The organism is Plantactinospora endophytica (assembly GCF_016862915.1).
GTDB classification, from domain to species: domain Bacteria; phylum Actinomycetota; class Actinomycetes; order Mycobacteriales; family Micromonosporaceae; genus Plantactinospora; species Plantactinospora endophytica.
The window spans coordinates 14,322-34,989 of the sequence record NZ_BONW01000042.1; the positions used below are offsets into that span (position 1 = coordinate 14,322).

A 20,668-nucleotide genomic window follows, 5' to 3' on the forward strand; every position below is an offset into this window, starting at 1 on the left:
GCGATGCTCCGCCGGGACTTCTCAACCGGCGTCCGTGCCCGGCTCGTGCGCCCCGGCGAGGTAGGCGACCAGGCCGTCGACCGTGGGGTACTCCCAGAGCAGGTCCGAGTCGAGTTCGCGGTGCAGCAGGTCCTCGACCTCGGCGACCAGGGCCACCGCGGAGATCGAGTCGAGCCCGTGGTCGGCCAGCGGCCGGTCGGCGGGCACCTGCTGCGGCGGGACGTCGAGCAGGGCGGCGGCGCGGGCCAGGACGAACGTCCGCAGCTCGTCGGCGGGGATCGGCAGCCCGGCCCGCAGGTCGCCGGTCATCACACCAGCTCCGGGCGGCGGGCGGCGGTGGTCTGCACCGGCACCAGGTCGCGCCACCGGGCGTCGACCTCGACGTGCTCGGCGGTCAGCTCGCCGTTGCGGACGAGTTCGCGCATCGCGGTCCGCTCGATCTTGCCGCTGGTGGTACGCCGGACACCGCCGCGACGCAGCAGGATCACCGCACAGGCGCCGACGCCGAACTCGCGGGCGACGGTGTGCCGGATCTCGCCGGCCAGCCGGGCGAGGCCGGGCCGGTCCCGGGGGTCGGTCACCTCGTGCACCACGACCAGCAGGTCGTCGCCGCTGCTGTCCGGTTCGGCGAGGGTGAAGACGGCACCGACGTTGCCGAGGCCCGGATGCCGGCCGCGCAACTCGTGCTCGACGTCCTGCGGGTACAGGTTCCGGCCGTGGATGATCATCATCTCCTTGATCCGTCCGGTGACGTACAGCTCGCCGTCGTGCACGGTGCCCAGGTCACCGGTACGCAGGTAGCCCGCGTCGCCGTCGGCGGTGACCGCGCCGAGCACCTGGGCCGTCGCCTCCGGCCGGCGCCAGTACCCCGACGTGACGCTCGGCCCGCGCAGCCAGATCTCGCCGACCCGGCCCGGTTCCAGCACCGCCCGGGTCGCCGGGTCGACGATCCGCACGTCGTACTCGGGTGCGGTGCCGTTGCTGGGCAGTTCCCGGATGCCGGCGTCACCGGACGCCGGCCGGAACCGGTGCCCGGCGAGCTGTGCGGCGTCCACCCGGGCGACGCCGAGCGGCCGGGGCGGGGCACCGGAGACGAACACGGTCGCCTCGGCCAGCCCGTAGCAGGGGCAGCAGGCGTCGGCGGAGAACCCGGCCGGGGCGAACCGCCGGGCGAAGCCGCGCATGGTCGCGACCCGGACCGGCTCGGAGCCGTTCACCGCGTACTTCCAGCGGGACAGGTCGAGCCCGGCGATCTGCTCGTCGCTGATCCGCTCGACGCAGTAGTCGTAGGCGAAGTTGGGCGCCGGCGACCAGCCGATGTCGTACTTGTCGATCATCGTGAGCCAGGCCAGCGGGCGCTTGAGGAAGCTGACCGGTTCCATCAGCACGCAGGTGCTGCCGGCGAAGAGCGCCGGCAGGGTCTGCGCCATCAGCCCCATGTCGTGGTAGTGCGGGGCCCAGCCGCCGAACCGCAGGCCCGCCGGCACCCGCAGGGTCTCCAGCAGCGTGGCGGTGTTGTGCAGCAGGTTGCCGTGGGTCACCATCACGCCCTTGGGGTCGCCGGTCGACCCCGAGGTGTACTGCAACAGGGCGAGGGTGCCGGCGTGCACCGACGGCGGCTGCCAGCTTCCCGGGTCGGTGCCGACCTCGCCGTCGGTGGCCAGAATCTCCAGCTCGGCGAGCGGGCCGGCCGCAGCGAACTCGCGGACGGTGGCCAGGTGCGCGGTCTCGGTGAGTACGGCCGCCACCTCGGCGTCGGCGGCGATGCCGCGCACCCGGCGCTGCTCGTGCCGGTACCGCCCGGGCAGCGGGGCGGGTACGGCGACCATGCCCGCGTACAGGCAGCCGAGGAAGCCCACGATGAACCGGACCGGTGAGTAGAGCAGCAGTACCCGGGAACCGACCGGGCAGCGCTCGCGCAGCCAGACCGCCACCGCGCGGGCCTGCTCGTCGAGTTCGGCATAGCTCAGCCGCTCGTCCCGGCGCTCGCCGGGATCCTCGACCCAGATCAACGCGTCCGACGACGGCCGACGAGCCGCCCAGCGGCGCACCGCCTCGATCGCGTCCGGCAGTTCGCGGATGCCTGTTCCGCCGCTCTCGCCGTCCACTGTCATCTGTGCTCTCCCCGCCGTGGTAGTGCCGGACCGGGCCGAGCGCCCGCGTGCCCGAATGGCGCGCGCGTATCCGGCAGACAATGCCATTCGTCGACGTTCGGCAGCGCCACCGTAACGAGCAGCGATGGAGGGGTCAAGCAATCTTTCGAGTAGCCGAAAAGGCTAACGTCAGAGGGGTGGCGAGATTTGGAGAGGTGGCGACAATATCGTCCTGCGTCTTTCACCCGACGCTGAAACAGGATGACCACGACAACCCTCGCTGCTAGCGTACGGGAGGCTGTGAGCTGGGTCTTTGCCTTGCATCGGCGCAGTTTCACGGTAAGCGGAGCACCGCAGGCGCTGTTTTGGACGAGGCTTAAAAACCGCCGTCACGGGTCCATTTCGAAAGGACGACCACACGCGGTCGCGCGACGGGAAGAAGAACTGACGACCGAATCCGCCGCCGTCGGGACGCCGATGCCGGACGACCTGTCGGCGGGCATACGAAAACGGTGCCGACCATCGCTTCGACAGTACGGACTTCCGGAGGTTCACCGCATGCCCGAGCACCTGAGTGGATACCGACCCCGACGGGAGGCCCGGTCATGAAGATCATCCCGGGCGAGCTGCCGGGCATGTTCCGGCTACAGCCGGAGCACCTGGAGGACCGGCGGGGCCGCTTCTTCGAGGCGTGGCGCTCCGACGAGCTGGCCGAGGCGGCCGGCCGGCGGTTCGAGGTACGGCAGGTGAACTTCTCCATCTCCCGGCGCAACACGCTGCGCGGCATCCACGGCACGCTGACCCCGCCCGGCCAGGCGAAACTGGTCACCTGTGTCCGGGGCACCGTGCTCGACGTGGTGGTCGACATGCGGATCGGCTCGCCGACCTACGGCCGGTACGCGACCACGGTGCAGGACGCCGAGTCGGGCCTCGCGGTCTACATGGCCGAGGGCCTGGGCCACGCCTTCCTGGCGCTCACCGACGACGTCTGCATGAACTACCTCTGCTCCACCGAGTACGTCCCCGGAACCATGGTGGACGTGCAGGCGCTCGATCCCGAGATCGGCATCCCGTGGAACCTGACCGCCCCGCCGGTGATGTCCGACAAGGACGCCGCCGCACCCACGCTGGCCGAGGCCGCCGCCGCCGGGCTGCTGCCCACGTACGAGGACTGCCTCGCGCTGCCCGACCCCGGGCGTACCCCCGTCGGGCAGGGCTGACCATGCTCATCGACGCACCCCACCTGGAAGCGCCGGCCTCCGACGACCTGTTCGGGCTGTCGGCGGCACATCCCGACAGCCCGGTCCTGCCGATGCGGGAGTTCGACGCCTGGCTGGCCGCCCGGGGCCGGACCCAGCAGCACCGGGTCACCCGGATACCGCTGGCCGACATGGCCGGCTGGCAGAGCGAACCGGAGACCGGCAACCTGGTGCACGACAGCGGCCGGTTCTTCTCCATCGAGGGCCTGGACGTCTGGACGGACCGGACCTGGGCCGGGCACTGGCAGCAGCCGATCATCGTGCAGCCCGAGGTCGGCGTGCTCGGCATCCTGGTACGCCGGATCGACGGCGTACCGCACCTGCTGATGCAGGCGAAGATGGAACCGGGCAACGTCAACGGCATCCAGCTCTCCCCGACCGTGCAGGCCACCTGGAGCAACTACACCGGGGTGCACGGCGGGCGGGACGTGCCGTACCTGAACCACTTCCTCGGCCCCGGCGCCGGGCGCACCGTCGTCGACGTGCTCCAGTCCGAGCAGACCGCGTGGTACCTGCACAAGCGCAACCGCAACATGATCGTCGAGGTGACCGGCCCGGTCGAGGCCCGGGACGGCTTCTGCTGGCTGACCCTGGGTCAGGTCCGGCGGCTGCTGCACCGCGACCACCTGGTCAACATGGACGCCCGGACGGTGCTGGCCTGCATCCCGCCGCCCGGCCCGGCCGACGTGGTGCCGACCGCCGACCCGTTCCGGGCCGCGCTGCGCGACTCGCTGCGCGGGCGGGGCCGGCCGGAGACGCCGACCCCGGAACTGCTGAGCTGGCTGACCGACATCCGGGCCCGCCGCCGGCTGGTGCAACGCCGGGTACCGCTGCACTCGGCGCGGGCGCACGGCTGGCGCTGGCACCCGGACGAGATCGCGCACACCGACGGCAAGTACTTCCGGGTGATCGGCGTGCACGTGCAGGCCGGCGACCGCGAGGTGCGTTCGTGGAGCCAGCCGCTCATCGAACCGGTCGAGCCGGGCGTGGTGGCGCTGATCGTCAAGCCGGTCGACGGGGTGCTGCACGCGCTGGTGCAGGCCCGGATCGACGCGGGCGCGGCGAACGTCGCCGAACTCGCGCCGACGGTGAACTGCCAGCCGGGCAACTACGTCGGGGTGCCGGCCCCGTTCCGGCCGCCGTTCCTGGACCACGTGCTGGCGGCCGACCCCCGGCGGATCCGGTACGACGTGATGCTCTCCGAGGAGGGCGGACGCTTCTACCACGCGCACAACCGGTACGTGGTGCTCGAAGCCGATCCGGACTTCGCCACCGCACCCGGCCGCTACCACCGGTGGATGACCCTGCACCAGTTGTCCGGCCTGCTGCGGCACTACAACTACCTGAACGTCGAGCTGCGCAGCGTACTGGCCGGGGTGCACACCCTGGACGGATTCGGAGGGCTCTGATGGCCGCCACGGGTTCCCCACTGCGCTTCGGGATCATGGGCTGCGCCGACATCGCACTGCGCCGGATGCTGCCCGCGCTGGCGGCCGAGGAGTCGGCCGTGGTCACCGCGATCGCCAGCCGCGATCCGGGCAAGGCCGAGGCGGTCACCAAACGGTTCGGCGGCGAGCCGGTGCACGGGTACGACGCACTGCTCGACCGCGACGACGTGGACGCGGTGTACCTGCCGCTGCCGGCCGTACTGCACGCCGAGTGGATCGCCCGGGCGCTGCGCGCCGGCAAGCACGTACTCGCCGAGAAGCCGCTCACCACCGACCTCGACCAGGCCCGGGAGCTGTTCGCGCTGGCCCGGCGGCAGGGGCTGGTGCTCTACGAGAACTTCATGTTCCTGCGACACTCCCAGCACGCGGCGGTGGCCCGGATGGTCGCCGACGGCGCGATCGGCGAGCTGCGCGGCTTCGCCGCCACCTTCACCATCCCGCCCAAGCCCGCCGGGGACATCCGCTACCAGCCGGAGGTCGGCGGCGGTGCCCTCGACGACATCGGCGTCTACCCGGTCCGGGCAGCCCTGCACCACCTGCCCGGCGAGCTGTCGGTCACCGGCGCGGTGCTCCGGGTCGACCCGGTCGGCGGGGCGGTGCTCTCCGGCAGCGTACTGCTGCACACCGCCGAGGGCGTGCCGGCGCAGTTGCGGTTCGGCATGGAGCACGCGTACCAGAGCAGCTACGAACTGGTCGGCAGCACCGGCCGGCTGCTGCTGGACCGCGCCTTCACCCCGCCGCCCAGCCTGGCGCCGGTGGTCCGGATCGACCGCCAGGACCATCGGGAGGAGATCACGTTGCCCGCCGACGACCAGTTCCGCAACGTCGTCGTCCTGTTCACCGGCGCGGTGGCGACCGGTGACCTGCTGCCCGAGATCTCCGCCGGCTCGCTGCGCCAGGCCGAGACGGTGGCCCGGATCAAGGAGTATGCCGTGCGCCGCCCGGCGGTCGCCGTCGGAAAGGGAGTGAACGAGTGAAGGGCATCGTCCTGGCCGGCGGGACCGGCACCCGGCTGCATCCGATCACCATCTCGGTGTCGAAACAACTGCTGCCGGTCGGCGACAAGCCGATGATCTACTACCCGCTCTCGGTGCTGATGGCCGCGGGCGTCCAGGAGATCCTGGTGATCACCCGCCCCACCGACCAGCCGCTGTTCCGGACCCTGCTCGGCGACGGCGCGCACCTGGGGCTGGACATCTCCTACGCCGAGCAGCCGCAGCCCCGGGGCATCGCCGAGGCGCTGCTGCTCGGCGCCGACCACATCGGCGACGACTCGGTCGCGCTGATCCTCGGCGACAACATCTTCCACGGGCCGTCGTTCTCCCGGCTGCTCCAGCGGGAGGCCGACCAGGTGGACGGCGCCACGCTGTTCGGCTACCGGGTCCAGGACCCGGAGCGGTACGGAGTCGGCGTGACCGACGCCGACGGCCGGCTGCTGGCGATCGAGGAGAAGCCGGCCCGCCCCCGGTCCAACCGGGCGATCACCGGCCTCTACCTGTACGACAACGAGGTCGTCGACATCGCCAAGAACATCCAGCCGTCGGCCCGGGGCGAGCTGGAGATCTCGGACGTGAACGCGGAGTACCTGCGCCGGGGCCGGGCGAAGCTGGTCGACCTCGGCCGTGGGTTCGCCTGGCTGGACACCGGCACCTTCGAGTCACTGGTCCAGGCCGGACAGTACGTCCGCACCCTGGAGGAAAGGCAGGGGGTACGGATCGCCTGCCTGGAGGAGCTGGCCCTGCGGATGGGCTTCATCGACGCCGACGCCTGCCACGCGCTGGGCGCCGCGATGCCCAACTCGGACTACGGCCGGTACGTGATGAACGTCGCCCGGGAACTGACCGGCGACGTCGAGTACCTGCCGGCGGGCTAGGCCGGGATCGGCGACGACCGAAAGGCGCAGCACTGTCGGCGAAGACGCACTGTCACGGGGTGACATAGCAGTGGAATTCCGTATCCTTGGGCCCGTCGAGCTGTGGCGCGACGGGCACGAGGTGCCGTTGAACGGCACCAAGCAGAAGACCCTGCTGGCCGCCCTGCTGCTGGCCCGGGGGCACGTGCTCACCGACCACCAGCTCAGCGGGGTGCTCTGGGGCGACGACATGCCGGAGACCCAGCAGGCCCAGATCTACACGGCCGCGTCGCGGCTGCGACGCCAGTTCGACGACACCGCCGAACTCAACCGGCAGGGTTCCGGATACCTCCTGGAACTCCGCTCGGCCAGCTTCGACTACCAGGACTTCGTCCGGTTGTCCGGGGCCGGCCGGGCCGCGATGGGTGAGCACCGCTACGAACGGGCGGCCGAACTCCTCGACACGGCCCTGGCGCTCTGGCAGGGCCCCACGCTGACCGGCGTGACGAAACTGCTGGCGGATGCCGCCTGCCCCCGCCTCGACGAGGAGCGCCTCGACGCGCTGGAGAACCGGATCGAGGCCGAACTGGCGCTCGGCCGGCACGCCCGGCTGATCCCGGAACTCATCGGCCTGGTCGGCGCCTACCCGATGCGGGAGCGCATCCGGGCACAGTTGATGACCGCACTGTACCTGTCGGACCGGCAGGCCCAGGCGTTCGCGACGTACCAGGAGGGGTGTCGGCTGCTCGCCGACGCGTTCGGGGCGGATCCGGGGCCGACGTTACGCAACGCGTACCAGGCGATCCTGACCGGCGAGCTGGCGCGGCGGGTACCGGAGCCGGTCGGGGCCCGGGTGCCCGGGGACCCGACGCGGGCCGGGCACCCGGGCCTCCTGCCCACCCGGCCTGCGCTGCGGGCGTGACGCCGGCGCGACCCGATCCCCGGTACGCGGGGACCGGACGCGCCGGTGCCGTCACGCGACCGCCGCCGCCGGCAGCTCCGAGTCGTCCCGTACCGGCCAGCTCGCCGGATCGGCGCCGAGGTCGACCAGTTCCGCGACCTGCAACGCCGACCAGGGCGAGATCGATCCCGGCCGGGCCGCCGCGTCGGCCACGTAGGCGTGCCACGGGTACCACTCGGCCGAGTCCACCTCCGCCGGGTTGATGGTGAGCATCGCGGCGGAGTCGGCGTACGCCCGGTAGACCGGGCACAGCTCGTTCTCCACCATCCCGTCGGCCATCACCGCCCGGTAGCGGAACCGGGGCAGTACCAGGTCGAGCCGCTGCACCGACACCCCGAGTTCCTGCCACAGCCGGCGTACGACGGCGTCCCGCATGGACTCGCCGGGGCCCGGGTGGCCGCAGCAACTGTTCGTCCGTACCCCCGGCCAGGTCTTCTTGCTCCGCGCCCGCCAGGTGACCAGCAGGCGGTCCGAGGCGTCGAACACGTAGCACGAGAACGCCAGGTGCAGCGGCGTCTCGGCGTGGTGTACGTCCCGCTTGAGCATCTGGCCGGCGGCCGAGCCGTCCGGGCCGCACAGCACGACGGACTCGGTGGACTCCTGCTCGACTACGGATAGGGTCTGCACGCTCACTCCTCGGTTCGGGCCAGGGCGAGGACGCCCGGTCTGCCGCTCTGTACGGGTTTGACGCCATAGATCTCCGTGGACAGGTAGACGGTGACCCCGGGTCGGGGTACCCCCATCCGCAGCGAGATGTGGGAGATCAGCCCTCTCCCCTGTTCGAGTGGCCGGCGGGCGACGGCGGCGATGGCGTCCTCGCAGCCGGTCGGGTCGTGCCCGAAGCGCTCCAGCACCGCGATCACGCGCTCCCGGGCCTCCCGGTCGTCGGCCACGTAGTCGCGCACCGGGATGTACAACGAGTACCCGCTCGGCGTGTCCCGCCGTCGGGACAGGAACGAGTAGCTGGACATCAACGGCCGGCGGTCGTGCCGGTCGCCCTGGTCACCGGCGAGTCGGCAGAACTCGCGTACCTGGTCCAGGTCGATCCCGGGCACCGCCTTGGCCGCCCGGACGGCGTCGTCGGCGCTGGCCGCCCGGTGGCTGACGTAGACCTTGACCCGGGCGTCCGGCCCGTCGTTGAGGTCGAGTGCGAAGTAGCCGCAACTGTCCAGGCCCGGTCCCCGGCTCAGGCCGGAGTCCTGGAGCACCCGGAAGCCCTCGCCGAAGCCGAGCCGGTGCAGTGCCTCGCGGACCAGCTCGGCGCTGTTGGCCGGGCCGCCCGCCGCCGGGTTGAGGTACGCCTTGACCTCCGGGTGCTCGTCCCGCAGCACGATCGAATACCAGAGCGCGAAGAGCCCGGTGGCGTGCTGCGGAAAGAAGAGGTCACCGAGCGAGAGCAGCCGGTTCGTCGAGAGTCCATGGTGCCCGAGCAGCCGGTTCAGCCCGCTCAGCGCGTGCCGGGTGTTCGACCGGTGGCTCGGGTAGGCCGCGATGGGCTCCACGAGGATCCGGACCGACGGTGCCCGGTTCGGCTCGAACGCCACCGACCACTCCACCGGGGAGTGGTCGTCGGCGACGTCGGAGGGCCAGGCCGGCGGGGCGCCCACCCGGCGCGCGACGACGTCGCCGAGGAACGTCTCGAGCAGTCGCATGCCGGAGTCGTACTGTGCCCCGGCACCGACCGCCGTCAGCAGACCGGCGAATTGGTCGCGCAGCAGTGCGCCGAGGGTGAGATCGGGTGTGTGCGGAGGTCTCTGGAAGTGAGAGGTCACGTGCGGATCCCCATTCAGTCGAAACACCGGAGCGCGACGGGCCCGCTGCCCGGACCGATCGCTTCACGACACGGTGACTCATCATGTCGGGGCCATCGATATCTGATCTATAAAACATAGATAATCGAACGATAATCAAGGGCGTACGAGGCCGACGGGAATCGAATTCGTCCGGCGCTCGGGGCGGGGCGCGCTATGCGTACGGGCGCGGTCGGGCAGAGGCGTCCGCAACGGGGCGGAAAACGTCGGTCGGCACTTTTTCGGGGACCGCTGAAAGGTATCGTCCCGCGCGGCACGGCGCCGACGCGTCCGACCACGGTCAGAGATCCAGGTCAGACCTGGGAGGCATGTGCGGAGCAGCCCGCCGGTATAGCGTTCTGGCATGCGCTCCGACTCCCCCGGGAGCTTCACCTGGCTCACCGGATCGAGGATCCGGGCCGTCATCGACATCACCGTCGCCGTGCTGCTGGCCTACCTGGCCGCCGCCGCCGCGCTCGATCCGCCCGGTCGCCCGTTCGACGGGCCGGCCTGGATCGCCTGGCTGGTCGGCGCGGCGGTCGGGCTGCCGCTGGCGCTGCGGCGCCACTGGCCGCTACCGGTGTTCGCCTGGGTGGCGGTGACGGCGGCGGCGGCGACCGCGTTCGGCGCGGTCGGTGCCGGGGTGATCTGGGTGACCTACGCCTCGGTCGCCCTCGGTCTGTACACCGTGGCCACCGCGCACGGGCCGGTGTTGGCGACGCTGTCGCTGGCCGGCACGCTGGCCGCCGCGGTCGCCACCATTCCCTGGTTCTACGACCTGTACGGACCCTCGTCCGCCGACGCCGCGAGCAGCGAGGTGCCGCTCTGGTGGCCGGTCGACCTGGGAATGGTGACGGTGACCCTCGCCGCGGCCTGGGTGACCGGGCGGCTGGTACGGTGGCGGCGCGGCGTCCGGGCCGACGCCGCCCGCCGGCTGGCCCGGGACGCGGTGTCCGAGGAGCGGCTGCGGATCGCCCGGGAGCTGCACGACATCATCGGACACAGCATGAGCCTGATCGCGGTGAAGGCGACGGTGGCCAACCACATCGCCACCGAGCGCCCCGAGGAGGTACGCGCCGCGCTGGGCACCATCGAGCAGACCAGCCGGGCCGCGCTCACCGAGATCCGCCGACTGCTCGGGGTACTGCGGTCGGACTCCGAATCGGCGGCCGAGCTGAGCCCGGCGCCGGGCACCGCCGACCTGCCGGACCTGGCCGAGCGGCTGCGTTCGGCGGGGCTGCGGGTGGACCTCGGCGTGCACGGCACGGACGAGTTGCCCAAGGCGGTCGACCTGACGGTGTACCGGATCGTGCAGGAGGCGCTGACCAACGTGATAAAGCACGCGCAGGCGGCGCACTGCCGGGTGCGGGTACGCACCGGGGACGGTGAGGTGCACATCGAGGTGGTCGACGACGGCCGGGGGGCGCACCGCTCCGCAGGTGGACGCTCCGGTGGCGGTCAGGGGCTGATCGGGATGCGGGAACGTGTGAGCATGTACGGCGGCACCCTGTCCGCCGGCCCGCTGCCCCGGGGCGGGTTCCAGGTGATCGCCGACATCCCGTACGACGCCTCGGAGGAGAGCGCATGACCGACGTCCAGGCTGCCCCGGCCGCACCGTCCGGATCGGACATCGGCGTGCTGATCGCCGACGACCACGCCCTGCTGCGGGACAGCTTCCGGGCGCTGCTCGACGCCACCCCGGGTTTCGTCCCGGTGGGCGAGGCCGGCACCGGCGCGGAGGCCGTGCGGATGACCCGGCAGTACCGGCCCGACGTGGTGCTGATGGACGTCCGGATGCCCGAACTGGACGGCATCGAGGCGACCCGGCAGATCTGCGCCAACCCGGACACCGAGTCGGTACGGGTGCTCATCCTGACCACCTTCGACCTGGACGAGTACGTCTACACGGCGTTGCAGGCCGGTGCGAGCGGGTTCCTGGTGAAGGACACCACCGCCGCCGACCTGCTGGCCGCCATCCGGGTGGTCGCTTCCGGCGAGGCGCTGCTGTCGCCCCGGATCACCCGGCGGCTGATCTCCACGTTCGCCGGCCAGGCCCAGCCGCCGGTCGGGTCGGGCGCCAACCTGGAGGCGGTGACCCAGCGGGAACGCGAGGTGCTGACGCTGATCGCGCGCGGGATGTCCAATGCCGAGATCGCCGAGGACCTGCACGTGGCGCTGGGCACGGTGAAGACCCATATCGGACGGCTGCTCGGCAAGCTCGACGCGCGGGACCGGGCACAGTTGGTGATCGCCGCGTACGAGGCCGGGCTGGTCCGGCCGGGCGGCCGGTGATCCGGGTCGGGCCGATGAACCGGTCGGGCCGCTGACCCGGTCGGGCCGTTGAAGCAGTCCGTCAGGCCGGTGCCAGTGCCTCTTCGCCGGGGGCGCAGGCGAGCAGCAGTTCCTCTCGGACCGGCGGGTCGAGCCGTTGCGCCGAACCGGTCAGGGAGCCGTCCATGAGCTTGCCGACCCGGTCCAGCCACGGCTGGTCGGCGGGCACCCCGAGGAACGCGGCCAGGGTGGCGAACTGGGCGGTCGGCTCGGCGACCATCCGCTCGTAGCGCAGGTCGAGCCGGTCGGCCGGGTCCAGTCCGGACAGCTCCCGCACGCCGTGCTGGATCATCGAGGACCAGAACTCGCCGAAGTCGCGTACCGGCAGGTCGGCGTTCATGATCAGCTCGGGGCTGTAGTCGCCCCGGAAGAACCGCTGGTAGTCCTCGGGCAGCCGGTCGAGGTGGTTCTTGATCAGGCCGGGCACCGGCACCCCGGCCACCCGGGCGGCGGTCCGGGGCAGCATCATCAGGCGGAACCCGAAGTGCCGGCTCATCGACAGCGCGCAGTCGGGTCCGTTGCGGAAGATGTGCACGAAGCGCGCCTCGGGAAACATCGCCCGCAGCCGGTGCACGTAGTTCAGCGAGGTGCCGGAGCGCTCGACGACGGTCTGCCGGCCGAACCGTCGGGCGAGCCAGCCGAACAGGTCGCGGTAGTGCTCCACCACCGGCCGAAGTGGCCAGTTCGGCAGCTCGGCGGCGAGTTCGTCGTAGAGCCCGTCCGGGTCGTCGGTCAGCTCCGGCAGCGTCATGTGGCAGATGGCCGGTACGTCGGCGAGCCGGCCGAACCGTCCGGTGTCGTACGGGTACACCTGCTCGCGGGTGCGCAGTCCGTTGCGGACCATGGCGTCGATCGCCGGGTCCGGCGCGCTGAGCATCCGCCAGAACCGCTCGCCGTCGATCGGCCCCTCCGGAAAGGCACGGTTGCGCAGCGAGGCGAAGAACTCGCTCAGGCTGAGGATGTCCGGGTGGGTGTGCAATGCCTTGCTCAGAATCGTCGACCCACACCGGCCGGTGCCGACGACAAAGGTCAAGGACATCGTAACCTCCATGGGGCCGCGAGGGTCCGACGATAAATTCTCCCGGCAGCGGCTGTCAATCACGTCGGGTGCCGGGCGCGGAGCGTACCCGTAGGTTTTCCTGGGTTATTAAACACCACCTGAATGTCCGGGCGTCCCGATCGCCGGCAGGACCATTTGGCGAGGCATTGAAGATATAGCCCGACGGCTATACGGAATGCTACCTTGGTGGCACGGTCGTCGTTTGGGGGGACACGCATGCGCGTCACTGTCCGAGCCGTTCTCGGAACGGCCACCATCCTGGGTCTGTTGCTGGTCCTGCCCGGGGCGGCCACCGCCGCGGTCACCGACGCCCAACGGCTCGCGGTCGCCATCCAATGGACCCAGCCCACCGGCCCCAGTCAGCAGGAGTGGGACAGCGCCCGGCTCGACCAGGCGCCGTGGGCCGAATACCAGTTCGACTGGACGACCGACTACTGCACGACCAGCCCGGACGAGCCGTTCGGCTTCGACTTCCGGCTGCCCTGCCAGCGGCACGACTTCGGCTACCGCAACTTCACCGCGCTCGGGGTCCTCGACGCCCACAAGGACCGGCTGGACGACGCGTTCCACGTCGACCTGCGGGCGGTCTGCGACGGGTACGGCGGTCTGCAACGCTCGGCCTGCCGGGGACTGGCCCGCACCTACTACGAGGCGGTCCGGTTGCTCGGGCTCTCCGACGTGACCGCGCGGCAGATCGACGACGGCACCCGGGACACCCGGGGCGAGTAGCCGGCGCACCGCGCCGAGGGCGCCCGCCCTCCGCTCCGGTCATCGGTCAGCTCGTCACCCGGAACGTGGCGTCGGCCCGACCCTGGGCGTCGCCGACCGGGTCCAGCCGCAGCACGTAGTCGTAGTGCCGGATGTACCGGTCCGGGTAGTTGTACGACTGGAACGACGTCCACGACGAGCTGGCCAGCCCGGCGACCTGGCGGAACGTGGCGTCCCCGGCGAAGGTGCCGGTGCCGTCGCTCGCCTCCAGCCGGAAGTCGAAGCCGTAGTGCCGCAGGTAGTAGCCGGGGTAGTTGACCGACTGGAAGGAGACCGTGCCGGCGGCACCGGCCAGGCCCGGCACCAGCCGGAACTGCGCGTCCTGCGCGGGGCTGACGTTGGCGTCGATCCGCACGTCGAGGTTGACGTGCCGGACGTACCGGTCCGGGTAGTTGTACGACTGGATCCGGTTCACCGGCACGCTGCTCCCCCACCTGCCGAGTACCCGGCTCTGCTCGGCGGCGGTCAGGTTCAGGATCGAGCCGTGCCGCTTGCGGTTGCCGCCCATCGCGTAGTCCGAGTGGGTGCGGAAGTTCTGCGTACTGTCCAGGTTGGTGGAGACGATCGGGAGGTACCCGCGCCCGGTGGCGAACTGGTCCAGCCAGAGCGCCCACTCGTTGCGCCCGTTGAACTGGGCCCACATCGGACCCTCGACCACGTTGCCACCGCCGGTGCCGTTGGAGATGCCCAGGTGCGACAGGTTGCCCAGCGTCGTCCAGGAGCCCAGCACGGAGTTGCTCGCCTCGACGGTGATGTGCCCGTCGGCCGAGGCCCGGTAGTAGCGGTAGCCGCCGACGCTGTTGGGTACCTCGACGATCTGGGTGTCGATGATGCCCTGGGTGCCGCCGCGCTCGATGTAGAGCTGGGGTGCGGTGAAGCTGCGGAAGTCGCCGGTGCGGGCGTACCAGATGCGGTGCTTGGTCACGCCGTTACGGGCCGAGTTCGTCGCCCAGTAGACGACGTAGTCCCCGGTCGCCGGGTTCCAGATGGCCTCGGGTGCCCAGGCGTTGCCGGCGCCGGCGATGCCGCCCGCGACGTTGACCAGGCGTGGTGCGGACCAGTTGACCAGGTCGGTCGACTCCCAGACGACCAGCGAGGTGCTGCCCCGGTTGGCCGCGTCGCTCCACGAGGTGCCACTGGCGATCCGCAGGTCGGTCGCGACGATCCAGTACCGGTCACCGGCGGGTGACCGGACCAGCGCGGGATCGCGTACGCCCCGGGTGCCGACCGTGGAGAGCAGGACCGGACCGCCGTTGTTGAGGTCGGTCCAGTGCACGCCGTCCCGGCTGTGCGCGAGGTAGATCTGCTCGCCGGTCGCCGACTCGCCGGTGAAGTGCGCCATCAGGTAACCGGTGAACGGGTCCAGCGCGGCGGCCGGCCGGGGTGCGGCCAGTGACCAGGTGGTGAGGAGCAGGACGGCGACCACGAACGTCGCCCCCGCCCGGTGCAGGGCTCTGGACATGGGTGTCTCCTCTCGGGGCGCGGGGACGACCGGGTCAATATATCGATACTAGTCGCTGCCTCCCTCGGGTGGCAGGATGTGGATAGTTCGTTTAATGCCCCAACTAACTACCGTACGCTCCGTCGCCGCCACCGGCGACCCGACCCGACCAGGAGGCAGGTATGAGACCCACCCACTTGCGCAGGAACCTGCGACGACGGCTGCGCGCCGGCCTCGCGGTCTCCGCCACGCTGCTGCTCGGCATCGGCCTGACCGCGGTGCTGAGCGCGCCGGCCAGCGCCGCCACCGGCTGCCGCGTGACCTACACCGTCAACCAGTGGCAGGGCGGCTTCAGCGCCAACGTCGCGCTGACCAACCTCGGCGACCCGCTCAACGGGTGGACGCTGTCGTGGAACTTCGCGAACGGGCAGACCGTCACCCAGGGCTGGGGCGGCGAGTTCAGCCAGAGCGGCAGCCGGGTGACGGTGACCAACGCGTCCTGGAACGCCGCACTGGGCACCAACGCGACCGTCACCCCCGGCTTCAACGGCACCTGGAACGGCAGCAACACCGCGCCCACCTCGTTCACTCTCAACGGGGTGACCTGCACCGGCTCCCCCGGCGGCGGCACCGGACAGCCGCCCACCACCCGGCCGCCCACTCCCACCCCCACCCAGCCCGGTGGCGCCGTGTGGCGGTCGTCGGAGCAGTGGGGAACGTGGACCAACGGCGGGTACACGCTCTACAACAACATCTGGGGCAGCGGCGCCGGGAGCCAGAGCATCTGGGCCAACTCGTACAGCAACTGGGGTGTCACCGCCAACCACCCGAACACCGGCGGCGTGAAGTCCTACCCCAACGCCACCCGCAACGTGAACCGCAACCTCAGCGCGATCGGCAGCCTGACCAGCAACTTCAACGTCACCGTACCGAGCGGCGGGGCGTACGCCAGCACGTACGACATCTGGGCCGACAACCACGCGTACGAGATCATGCTGTGGATGAACAAGACCGGCCCGGTCGGTCCACTCGGGTCACTCCAGACCACCGCCTCCGTCGGCGGGCACACCTGGCAGATCTACCGGGGCTCCAACGGCGCCAACGAGGTCTTCTCGTTCATCCGCACCAGCAACACCAACTCGGGAACCATCGACATCCGCGCCGTCCTCAACTGGATCCGCACCGCCGGCTGGTACGGCGACGTCCTGGTCGGCGACGTCCAGTTCGGCTACGAGATCACCTCGTCGGCGGGCGGGCTGAACTTCACCACGAACAGCTTCTCGGTGTCGTACGGCTGACCCCGCCTCCCGGCCGGTCACCGCCCCGCCGCAGCCGGCGGCGGGGCGTCCGTCCGGTCAGCGGCGGCCCCTGAAGACGCTCTTCGGGATGTAGCCGGTCACCACCTGGGTACGGTCGACGACCTCGGCGTTGTGGTAGTTCACCGCGATCGAGGCGAACGAGTACGCCTTCGGCACGGTCAGGCCCTGCGTGGTGACCAGGAAGTCGACGGTCTTCTCGACCGCGATCCGCATCGCCCGGTCCAGGTCCCAGTGGATGCCCATCATCATCCAGTGGTCGTCGGTCTCGGCCCACGGCAGCTCGGTCCGCACGTTCTTGATCAGGGTGATCCGGAACGTACCGGCCAGCGAGTGCTCGACGGCCGTGCCACTGACCTCGCCGTCGCCCTGGCAACTGTGCGGATCGCCGACGAAGACCTGCCCGCCCGGCTGGAAGACCGGCAGGTAGAGCGTCGTACCGACGTTGAGGTCGCGGACGTCCATGTTGCCGCCGAACCTGCCCGGAGGCGTCGAGTTCTGCACGCCGGTAGCCGGCGGCGGGGCGTCCTCGGTGTTGCCGATGAACTCGCCGGTCGGCGGGGCGACCGCGATGATCCCCATGAACTTCTGGGTCGGGATGACGATCCCGTCGGCGAAGAAGACCACCTCCCGACCCCGGTGCAGGCCGGTCCGGTAGAGGTGGGTGCGGACGTCCGGCCAGACGCCGGCCGGCAGACCGGGCGGGATCTCGGCGGGAATGTCCAGGCCCACGTCGCCCTCGCGCCAGCCCGGGTAGAAGGTGGCCATCACACCGCCGGTCGGCGCGGTGTTGTTGAAGCCGTACGGCACCCGGGTGTCGATTTCGAGGATGTCGATGGCGATGGTGTCGCCCGGCTCGGCGCCCGCCACGTAGATCGGGCCGGTCAGCACGTGCCCGCCGTACTGCCGGCCGGTGGCCTGACGCTCGGGCAGCGTCTCCCAGAACGCCAGCCCGTCGGACAGGATCTCGTCCGGCTTGACCCCGAAGGCACCGAAGTAGTCGCGCGGGTCGACGGCAGGGTTGGTGAAGCCCTGGTGGGAGAGGGTGTCGACCCGGACGGTCTGACCCGAGCGCATCGTCAGGCCGGGCTTCCAGCCGATCGGGAAGCCGCCCCAGTGCAGTTTGTCCGGGGTGGACCTGAGCCGGTGGTCCCACCTGCCGGGCTTGGGACCGCCGTGACCGCCGCGTCCTGCCGGCGCCGCCTGGGCGGGGGTACCGGTGCCGGCCGCGAACGTCGCCGCCAGACCGGCGGCCAGCAGGCTTCGCCGACGCGCCGAACTCCAGTGGTTGGTGGACATGCGCAACTCCCATCGCTGACCAGGGACCGCGCCCGCCACGGATGCTCGGACGTGTCCCATTTCGATGATCGGGGGGTCGGTACACAGTCCCGGCCCGGTGTTTCGGTCGTGTGACGGCCGTGCAAATCCGCCGAGCCCCCGAGTGGAACGCCGACGATGGCCCGACCTTGTCCGGAACCACCACGGCGGCGGACCATGGCGTACGGACGCGTCGGAGCGCGACCCCCTCGGAAAGGGGCACGATCGGCATGGTCACGCACGTGGTCGTCATCGGGGCCGGGGTCTACGGCGCGGCCGTCGCCGCCGGGCTGACCCGTCGGGGAGCCCGGGTCACCGTCGTCGACGCCGGGGCACCGGCCGGCGGCACTTCCGGCGCGACCTTCTCCTGGACCAACTCCTGCGGCAAGCAGCCCCGGGCCTACCACGAGCTGAGTGTCGCCGGCATGGCGGCGCACCGCCGGCTGGCGGCGGAGGCGACGCAGGATGGCTGGTACCACGAGAGCGGCAACCTGGAGTGGGCCGACGGCGACGTCGCGGGCGCGCGGCTGCGGGCGAAGGTCGCGGGCGTCCTCGACTACGGGTACGAGGCACGCTGGCTCGACCGCGCCGAGGTACTCCGCCTCGAACCGGGGATGGCCCAAGCGGAACTGCCGCCGGACGGGGTCGCGTACTTCCCGCGCGAGGGCTGGATCGACCTGCCCCGGCTGGTCGGGTACCTGCTGGCGACCGCCGTCTCCGGCGGTGCCGAGGTCGTCCGCGACGACGCCGTCACCGGCCTGGAGACCACCGCCGCCGAGGTACGCGCGGTCCGGCTCGCCTCCGGGCGGCGGCTCCCCGTCGCGGCCGTGGTGAACTGCGCCGGACCGCAGGCCGCCCGGGTCGCCGAACTCGCCGGTCTGGTGCTGCCGATGCGCAACACCCGAGGCGTACTCGTGCAGACCTCGCCGGCCCCGGTCGCGGTGTCCCGGGTCGTGCACGCCCCCCGGGTGCACCTCCGTCCCGACGGGGACGGGCGGCTGCTGCTGCACAGTCCCGAGATCGACGGTGCGGCCCGGGTCGCCGACGACGGCGGGTTCCAGGTGGCGCCGTCGGCGGTCGAGCGGGTGGTCGAGGCGGCGGTCGCGCTCTACCCCGGCGTCCGGGCCGCGAGCGTGCGCGACGTACGGGTCGGCGAGCGGCCGATCCCCGATGACGGCCTGCCGGTGCTGGGCCGGGCCGCCGCGCTGGCCAACTTCCACTTCGCCGTATCGCACAGCGGTGCGACCCTCTGCGTACACGCCGGTGACCTGGTCGCGGCCGAGGTGCTCGGCGAGGACCGGAGCGAGGAACTGGCCCCGTTCCGGTTCGACCGGTTCAACCGGTACGGCGGCGCAGGCACCGGGCACAACAGCTAGCGCGTGGCCGGGACGTTCCCCGGGCGTGGGAGCTTCTGGCCGGCAACGACCGGTTGCTGCCGCACCGCGACGTTCTGCGACGACACCCGCCCACCGTCCCGTGCATCCCGGTCCGGTGGAGTACGAGAACCGGTGCCGCCGCCGCGAACCACGCCAGTCCGCCCACGGTTCCCCGCGAGGTACGCCCGGTGCCGGTGGGTGACTCGGAGCCCGGTGTGGGTAAGCGGACCGTACGGACGGGCCCACGGTTGGGCGACAGCGGCAGACCGCCGCGTCCGAGAGCGCATCGGGAGGCGGCCATGGGATACCGGGCGCGTCAGGGTGAACAGCCGGTCGATCCGGAGCACGCCGAGGACGAGTACGGCCAGGCCAGGTTGACGCAGGTGGTCGCGGAGACCGAGGTTCCGGCCCCGGCGGGTACGGACGAGCGGCCGGACATCGTCACCGAGGACGACAACTCCGGGATGGCCGGCGGCTCGTCCGGCGGAAGTGGCGGCAGCTCGGGGACCACCGGCCACCCGGACTCGGTGCACTGACCGACGACGCTTCCGACTCCGGCAAGGGCCCGGAGCCGGCGTGCCGGCCGCCCCCGCCGTCAGCGGGAGGGTAGGCCGAGGCGTTCGAGGATCTCGCGCAACCGGTGCCGGCCGGCCATCGACGCCGGCCCCCGCAGCCGGTCCAGTACTCTGCCGCTCCAGTTGCCGGTCAACCCGAAGCGGGCGTTGTACGCGGCGAGCACCTCGTCGTAGCCGGCGATGTGCCCGTCGGCGGCGGCGTCGTACTGCTCCCGGTGCAGTACGGCGTCCTGCGGCAGTCTCGGCTTGACGTCGGCGCGCTCGGTGGGATCCGGTGTGCCGACGGCCAGCCCGAAGGTCGCCACCGCGTGCGGCGGCAGTCGCAGTTCCGCCGCGACCTCGGCGGGACGGTTGCGGATCGCGCCGACGAACACCGAGCCCAGACCGAGCGACGCGGCGGCCACCACGGCGTTCTGGGCGGCCAGCGCGGTGTCCACGAACCCGATGATGGTGGTCTCCAGGTAGTCGGCGGCGGCGACCTCCCGTTCGGCGCGCGCGGCCATCCGCCGGGCTCGGCTGAGGTCGGCGACCCAGACGAGGAACAGGGGTGCCTGCGCGACGAAGTCCTGGTTGCCGGCGAGCCCGGCCAGCCTGGCCTTGCGGGCGGGGTCGCGCACCGCCACCACGCTCCAGGGCTGGAGGTTGGACGACGTGGGCGCGGACTGCGCCGCCGCGACCAGCGCGGTCAACTCGTCGTCGGTGACCGGACGCGGCCCGAACTTGCGCACCGAGCGGTGCGCGAGTTGCAGGCTGAGCACGTCGTTGAGCACGGCGAGGACGGCGCCGGAGTCGCCGTAGCGGGCGGCGGCGGTCATCGGGGCGCCATTCGGTCCGTCGTACGCCGGGTCGGGACCGGAGCCGGTGTGCCGAGCCGAGCGGCGGCGTGGCGGTGACCGGCCGGGCGACGGCGGGCACGGGTCACCGGCGGGCTGCCGGCTGGTGCCGAGCCGGCACGCCGACGTGGTACGCGGGATCGTTCTCGCGGCTGAGGGTATGGCACCGGATCGGACACGTTCCCTATAATACCTATCGACTCAGTAGAGTTTATCGGTGATCCGGACCGTCGGGTTCGGCGCGGAGG

General features: G+C 71.5%; 19 protein-coding genes. 11 read left to right on the top strand and 8 right to left on the bottom strand.

The features are described 5' to 3' along the window. Positions 1-21 precede the first annotated feature (21 nt). Positions 22-309 (bottom strand): acyl carrier protein, encoded by a 288-nt coding sequence (locus Pen02_RS35055; protein ID WP_203870490.1) that lies wholly within the window; start codon positions 307-309, stop codon positions 22-24. After that, positions 309-2,114: a fatty acyl-AMP ligase gene (locus Pen02_RS35060; protein WP_203870491.1), complete on the bottom strand. Its 1,806-nt coding sequence runs from the start codon at positions 2,112-2,114 to the stop codon at positions 309-311. The genes Pen02_RS35055 and Pen02_RS35060 overlap by 1 nt, the downstream gene beginning before the upstream one ends. Before the next feature lie 584 nt (positions 2,115-2,698). Here Pen02_RS35060 and Pen02_RS35065 point away from each other — a divergent pair. From Pen02_RS35065 to Pen02_RS35085, 5 genes are all read left to right on the top strand, one after another. After that, the gene (locus Pen02_RS35065) at positions 2,699-3,313 is read left to right on the top strand and encodes a dTDP-4-dehydrorhamnose 3,5-epimerase family protein (protein ID WP_203870492.1); all 615 of its coding nucleotides are present in this window, start codon (positions 2,699-2,701) and stop codon (positions 3,311-3,313) included. 2 nt (positions 3,314-3,315) lie between these two features. After that, positions 3,316-4,761, top strand: coding sequence for an NDP-hexose 2,3-dehydratase family protein (locus tag Pen02_RS35070; protein WP_239141801.1), 1,446 nt, complete (start codon positions 3,316-3,318; stop codon positions 4,759-4,761). Next, the gene (locus tag Pen02_RS35075) at positions 4,761-5,777 is read left to right on the top strand and encodes a Gfo/Idh/MocA family protein (RefSeq protein ID WP_203870493.1); all 1,017 of its coding nucleotides are present in this window, start codon (positions 4,761-4,763) and stop codon (positions 5,775-5,777) included. The genes Pen02_RS35070 and Pen02_RS35075 overlap by 1 nt, the downstream gene beginning before the upstream one ends. Continuing rightward, entirely contained in the window at positions 5,774-6,673 is a 900-nt protein-coding gene (rfbA, locus tag Pen02_RS35080; protein ID WP_203870494.1) for a glucose-1-phosphate thymidylyltransferase RfbA, read from the top strand. The genes Pen02_RS35075 and rfbA overlap by 4 nt, the downstream gene beginning before the upstream one ends. A gap of 70 nt (positions 6,674-6,743) precedes the next feature. Next, complete coding sequence (locus Pen02_RS35085) at positions 6,744-7,574, top strand: AfsR/SARP family transcriptional regulator (RefSeq protein ID WP_203870495.1); 831 nt, start codon at positions 6,744-6,746, stop codon at positions 7,572-7,574. Between the two features lie 51 nt (positions 7,575-7,625). Here Pen02_RS35085 and idi read toward each other — a convergent pair whose 3' ends face one another. Both idi and Pen02_RS35095 read right to left on the bottom strand, forming a co-directional pair. After that, positions 7,626-8,240 carry an isopentenyl-diphosphate Delta-isomerase gene (gene idi, locus Pen02_RS35090; protein WP_203870496.1) on the bottom strand — a complete coding sequence of 205 codons (615 nt, stop codon included), beginning with the start codon at positions 8,238-8,240 and terminating at the stop codon, positions 7,626-7,628. Between the two features lie 2 nt (positions 8,241-8,242). Continuing rightward, positions 8,243-9,385, bottom strand: a complete 1,143-nt coding sequence (locus Pen02_RS35095; protein WP_203870497.1) for a tryptophan dimethylallyltransferase family protein — start codon at positions 9,383-9,385, stop codon at positions 8,243-8,245. Between the two features lie 382 nt (positions 9,386-9,767). Between Pen02_RS35095 and Pen02_RS35100 the strand changes: the two genes are divergently transcribed. Together Pen02_RS35100 and Pen02_RS35105 are read left to right on the top strand one after the other, a co-directional pair. Next, positions 9,768-10,991 (top strand): sensor histidine kinase, encoded by a 1,224-nt coding sequence (locus Pen02_RS35100; RefSeq protein WP_203870498.1) that lies wholly within the window; start codon positions 9,768-9,770, stop codon positions 10,989-10,991. Next, the gene (locus Pen02_RS35105) at positions 10,988-11,695 is read left to right on the top strand and encodes a response regulator (protein ID WP_203870499.1); all 708 of its coding nucleotides are present in this window, start codon (positions 10,988-10,990) and stop codon (positions 11,693-11,695) included. Before Pen02_RS35100 ends, Pen02_RS35105 begins: the two co-directional genes overlap by 4 nt. Before the next feature lie 61 nt (positions 11,696-11,756). Here the strand turns inward: Pen02_RS35105 and Pen02_RS35110 are convergent, their stop codons facing one another. Continuing rightward, the gene (locus tag Pen02_RS35110; protein WP_203870500.1) at positions 11,757-12,773 is read right to left on the bottom strand and encodes a sulfotransferase family protein; all 1,017 of its coding nucleotides are present in this window, start codon (positions 12,771-12,773) and stop codon (positions 11,757-11,759) included. A 237-nt stretch (positions 12,774-13,010) separates the two neighbouring features. Here Pen02_RS35110 and Pen02_RS35115 point away from each other — a divergent pair, with 237 nt between their 5' ends. Then, the gene (locus Pen02_RS35115) at positions 13,011-13,523 is read left to right on the top strand and encodes a phospholipase (RefSeq protein ID WP_203870501.1); all 513 of its coding nucleotides are present in this window, start codon (positions 13,011-13,013) and stop codon (positions 13,521-13,523) included. A gap of 46 nt (positions 13,524-13,569) precedes the next feature. Here Pen02_RS35115 and Pen02_RS35120 read toward each other — a convergent pair whose 3' ends face one another. Then, on the bottom strand, positions 13,570-15,024 hold the full coding sequence (locus Pen02_RS35120; protein WP_203870502.1) for a glycoside hydrolase family 43 protein: 1,455 nt from the start codon (positions 15,022-15,024) through the stop codon (positions 13,570-13,572). A gap of 161 nt (positions 15,025-15,185) precedes the next feature. On the opposite strand from Pen02_RS35120, the gene Pen02_RS42225 reads away from it, so the two are divergent. Further along, positions 15,186-16,301, top strand: a complete 1,116-nt coding sequence (locus tag Pen02_RS42225) for a cellulose binding domain-containing protein (protein WP_239141802.1) — start codon at positions 15,186-15,188, stop codon at positions 16,299-16,301. A 57-nt stretch (positions 16,302-16,358) separates the two neighbouring features. On the opposite strand, the gene Pen02_RS35130 is transcribed toward Pen02_RS42225, so the two are convergent. After that, a complete protein-coding gene (locus tag Pen02_RS35130; RefSeq protein WP_203870503.1) occupies positions 16,359-17,618 on the bottom strand; it encodes an acetamidase/formamidase family protein in 1,260 nt (419 codons plus the stop codon). A 248-nt stretch (positions 17,619-17,866) separates the two neighbouring features. On the opposite strand from Pen02_RS35130, the gene Pen02_RS35135 reads away from it, so the two are divergent. Both Pen02_RS35135 and Pen02_RS35140 read left to right on the top strand, forming a co-directional pair. Continuing rightward, positions 17,867-19,012, top strand: a complete 1,146-nt coding sequence (locus tag Pen02_RS35135; protein ID WP_203870504.1) for an NAD(P)/FAD-dependent oxidoreductase — start codon at positions 17,867-17,869, stop codon at positions 19,010-19,012. Positions 19,013-19,311: 299 nt separating this feature from the next. Further along, positions 19,312-19,548: a preprotein translocase YidC gene (locus Pen02_RS35140; RefSeq protein WP_203870505.1), complete on the top strand. Its 237-nt coding sequence runs from the start codon at positions 19,312-19,314 to the stop codon at positions 19,546-19,548. 59 nt (positions 19,549-19,607) lie between these two features. Here Pen02_RS35140 and Pen02_RS35145 read toward each other — a convergent pair whose 3' ends face one another. After that, positions 19,608-20,402, bottom strand: a complete 795-nt coding sequence (locus Pen02_RS35145) for an NADPH-dependent oxidoreductase (protein ID WP_203870506.1) — start codon at positions 20,400-20,402, stop codon at positions 19,608-19,610. Positions 20,403-20,668 lie beyond the last annotated feature (266 nt).

What these genes read in the sequence shown, in the direction of transcription:
- Pen02_RS35055 (WP_203870490.1), bottom strand. Translation starts at nt 309, where the DNA reads ATGACCGGCGACCTGCGGGCCGGGCTGCCGATCCCCGCCGACGAGCTG.
- Pen02_RS35060 (WP_203870491.1), bottom strand. Translation starts at nt 2,114, where the DNA reads ATGACAGTGGACGGCGAGAGCGGCGGAACAGGCATCCGCGAACTGCCG.
- Pen02_RS35065 (WP_203870492.1), top strand. Translation starts at nt 2,699, where the DNA reads ATGAAGATCATCCCGGGCGAGCTGCCGGGCATGTTCCGGCTACAGCCG.
- Pen02_RS35070 (WP_239141801.1), top strand. Translation starts at nt 3,316, where the DNA reads ATGCTCATCGACGCACCCCACCTGGAAGCGCCGGCCTCCGACGACCTG.
- Pen02_RS35075 (WP_203870493.1), top strand. Translation starts at nt 4,761, where the DNA reads ATGGCCGCCACGGGTTCCCCACTGCGCTTCGGGATCATGGGCTGCGCC.
- Pen02_RS35100 (WP_203870498.1), top strand. Translation starts at nt 9,768, where the DNA reads ATGCGCTCCGACTCCCCCGGGAGCTTCACCTGGCTCACCGGATCGAGG.
- Pen02_RS35105 (WP_203870499.1), top strand. Translation starts at nt 10,988, where the DNA reads ATGACCGACGTCCAGGCTGCCCCGGCCGCACCGTCCGGATCGGACATC.
- Pen02_RS35110 (WP_203870500.1), bottom strand. Translation starts at nt 12,773, where the DNA reads ATGTCCTTGACCTTTGTCGTCGGCACCGGCCGGTGTGGGTCGACGATT.
- Pen02_RS35115 (WP_203870501.1), top strand. Translation starts at nt 13,011, where the DNA reads ATGCGCGTCACTGTCCGAGCCGTTCTCGGAACGGCCACCATCCTGGGT.
- Pen02_RS35120 (WP_203870502.1), bottom strand. Translation starts at nt 15,024, where the DNA reads ATGTCCAGAGCCCTGCACCGGGCGGGGGCGACGTTCGTGGTCGCCGTC.
- Pen02_RS42225 (WP_239141802.1), top strand. Translation starts at nt 15,186, where the DNA reads ATGAGACCCACCCACTTGCGCAGGAACCTGCGACGACGGCTGCGCGCC.
- Pen02_RS35130 (WP_203870503.1), bottom strand. Translation starts at nt 17,618, where the DNA reads ATGTCCACCAACCACTGGAGTTCGGCGCGTCGGCGAAGCCTGCTGGCC.
- Pen02_RS35135 (WP_203870504.1), top strand. Translation starts at nt 17,867, where the DNA reads ATGGTCACGCACGTGGTCGTCATCGGGGCCGGGGTCTACGGCGCGGCC.
- Pen02_RS35140 (WP_203870505.1), top strand. Translation starts at nt 19,312, where the DNA reads ATGGGATACCGGGCGCGTCAGGGTGAACAGCCGGTCGATCCGGAGCAC.
- Pen02_RS35145 (WP_203870506.1), bottom strand. Translation starts at nt 20,402, where the DNA reads ATGACCGCCGCCGCCCGCTACGGCGACTCCGGCGCCGTCCTCGCCGTG.